Source organism: Rhizobacter sp. (assembly GCF_031412075.1).
Classification (GTDB): Bacteria; Pseudomonadota; Gammaproteobacteria; order Burkholderiales; family Burkholderiaceae_C; genus Rhizobacter.
Genome location: NZ_JANOCG010000684.1, coordinates 1 through 2603, shown reverse-complemented (window position 1 = coordinate 2603; position 2603 = coordinate 1). Strand labels below are relative to the sequence as shown.

3 protein-coding genes are annotated in these 2603 nt (G+C 67.5%); all 3 read left to right on the top strand.

Annotated elements, in window-relative coordinates:
- Positions 1-177 precede the first annotated feature (177 nt).
- Positions 178-828 carry an ATP-binding cassette domain-containing protein gene (locus RMO40_RS25385; RefSeq protein ID WP_309726776.1) on the top strand — a complete coding sequence of 217 codons (651 nt, stop codon included), beginning with the start codon at positions 178-180 and terminating at the stop codon, positions 826-828.
- Between the two features lie 65 nt (positions 829-893).
- Positions 894-1502 (top strand): response regulator transcription factor, encoded by a 609-nt coding sequence (locus tag RMO40_RS25380; RefSeq protein WP_309726774.1) that lies wholly within the window; start codon positions 894-896, stop codon positions 1500-1502.
- A gap of 12 nt (positions 1503-1514) precedes the next feature.
- Positions 1515-2603: histidine kinase dimerization/phospho-acceptor domain-containing protein (locus tag RMO40_RS25375; RefSeq protein WP_309726772.1), on the top strand; the 1089-nt coding region annotated here is incomplete at its 3' end.

Below are 2603 nucleotides of genomic sequence, written 5' to 3'. Positions count from 1 at the left end.
CGAAGGTGTGTCGGTGCTGCTGGTCGAACAAAACGTGGCCTGCGCGCTCGGCGTGGCCGACCGCGTGATCGTGATGCGCCACGGCAAGGTGGTGCACGAAGGCCCGGCCGAACCGCTGCGCCAAGACCCCGATCTGCAACGCCGCCTTCTCGGTATCTGAGTCTGGAATCTGACGCCATGAGTTCACAACCCCTTCTCCAAGTCCAGGGCCTCGTCAAGCGCTACCAGCGCGGCTGGCCGAACCGCGTGACCACCTTTTGCCTGGAAGCCGACTTCCAGATCGAAGGCCCCGCCATCGTCGGTGTGATGGGTGCCAACGGCGCCGGCAAGACCACCATGTTCGAGCTGATCACCGGCAGCAACCTGCCCAGCGACGGGCGTGTGCTGGTGGCCGGCCAAGACATCCACCGTGTGCGTTACAAGGAGCGCGACCGCCTGGCGCTGCACTACCACCAGTCCTACCAGGTGCGCTCGTTCACGCGCACCCACCCGGCCTTCATGCTGGAACACGCGGCCAGCGAGCGCGCGCAGGTGCACCTGTTCGACGAGCCGCAGTTCAACACCCAAGACGGCTACATCGGCTTCATGCTCGACTTCTTTCGCCGGCTTCGCGCAGAAGGCCGGTTGGTGTTCTTGTGCCTGCACCCCAACGAGCCGGTGCACCTGGACATCTTCAACGAGGTCTGCGACCGCTACCTGTTCGTGCACAAGGACGAATCGCGTGTCAGCCGCGTGATGCAGGCCGGCTCGCTCCACCAGTTGGCGCGCGATGACCGCGTGCGCCATTACCTGGGCAAACTGGCCCCGCTGGCCGACAAGGCGGCCTGACGGCAACCCGGCCACTGCCCGAAAGGGCAGGTTCGCTCGCGCAGCGCTGCGCGAGAATCGGCCGCATGAAGTTGCTGCTGATAGACGACCACCCGCTGTTCGGCGTGGGCTTTGCGCATGCGTTGACACATGCCCAGGCTGGTGTCGACGTGCAGACCGCGCTGACCGTGGACGAGGGCCTGGCCCTGGCAGCGCAGACCCGCGAGCTGGACGTGGTGCTGATCGACTACCGCCTGGGCGAAGGCAACGGCCTGGACGGGCTGCGTCGCTTCGGCACGCAGTACCCGCTGGTGGCGCGGGTGCTGATCTCCGGCGATGAAGACACCGCGCTCGCGGCGCGTGCGCGGGCCGCCGGCGCGGCCGCCTTTCTGGGCAAGTCGCTGGCGATCGGCCAGGTGCTGCAGGCCTTGCAGGTGGTGTGTGCCGGAGGCGAGTACTTCAGCGACGCTGCTTCGGCGCTGTCACAACGCGGTGCCGGCGACGCGGGCCCCACGGCACGCCAGCTCGAAGTGCTGTCACTCATCGCACGTGGCCGGCAAAACAAACACATCGCCGACGAGCTGGGCATTGCCGAACGCACGGTCAAGCTGCATGTGACGGCGCTGCTCGATGCGCTGGGCGCGAACAACCGCACCCACCTGCTGGTGCGCGCGCGTGAAGCGGGGCTGCTGTAGATGGCGCACGCGATGCGACGCTTGCAGCTCATTCCCGACTCGGTCGAGCCCGGCCAGCTCGAACGCTTGCTCCGTGTCAGCCCGATGGTGTCGGTGCTGAGCACCGTGGGTGCGGTGGTGTCGTGTGTGTTGTATTTCAAAGGGCCCGTCGACCGGGAGTTGATCGTCTGGCTGGTGCTGTTCGGCTGCGTGAGCCTCGCGAGGGTGGTAGCGGGCCTGTGGGCGCTGCGGCCCCACGTGCTGAGCGCAAACCCACGGCTCTGGGCGCGTTGGGGCCTGGGCAGCACGCTGGTGCATGCCTTGCAATGGGGGGCGCTCAGCGTGGTGCTGAGGGCTCCGGGCAACGCCGAGGCCGAGTCGATCCTGCACATCACCCTGGCGGCGGTCGCCATGGGGTCGGCGGTGCACTTGTCGGGCTTCTACCGTGTGCTGGTGGCTTATGTGGTGTGCGTGTTGGGGCCGCTGGTGCTGCGTGACCTGCTCGTCGGCAGCTCGTACCACGCCGTGATGGCCATGATGATCTTCCTGATCGGCGTGTACACGCTGCTCAACGGCCGCAACCAGTCGCAGCTGATCGAGGCCTTGCACCTGGAGAACCAGCGCAGCGAGGCCGCGCGCCGCGCCGCTGAAGAGGCCAATGCCGCACGCACCCGTTTCTTCGCCGCGGCCAACCATGACCTGCGCCAGCCCTTGCATGCGATGGGCCTGCTCGCGCAGACGCTGCACGCGCAGGGCCCGAAGGCCTCGCCGGTCGACGTGGCCGAGGTGTCAGGCCACCTGGTCGAGTGCGTGGAAGGCATGACGAATGTGGTCGACGACCTGCTCGAGATCACCCGCCTCGATGTGGGCCACATGACAGCGCAAAGTGCGGTGTTCGGGCTCGACGAGCTGCTGCGCGAAACCTGCCAGCCCTACCAGGCGCTGGCCCGTGCCAAGGGCCTGCAGCTGGTCGTGGACGCAGGGCCGCTGGCGGTGCGCAGCGACCGCGCGCTGGTGGCGCGCGTGCTGGCCAACCTGGTGTCCAACGCGATTCGCTACACCCGCTCCGGCGCGGTGCGCATCTACGCCCGTCGCCAGGGTGATCACGTGGAGCTTCGGGTT

What these genes read in the sequence shown, in the direction of transcription:
- RMO40_RS25385 (WP_309726776.1), top strand. Translation starts at nt 178, where the DNA reads ATGAGTTCACAACCCCTTCTCCAAGTCCAGGGCCTCGTCAAGCGCTAC.
- RMO40_RS25380 (WP_309726774.1), top strand. Translation starts at nt 894, where the DNA reads ATGAAGTTGCTGCTGATAGACGACCACCCGCTGTTCGGCGTGGGCTTT.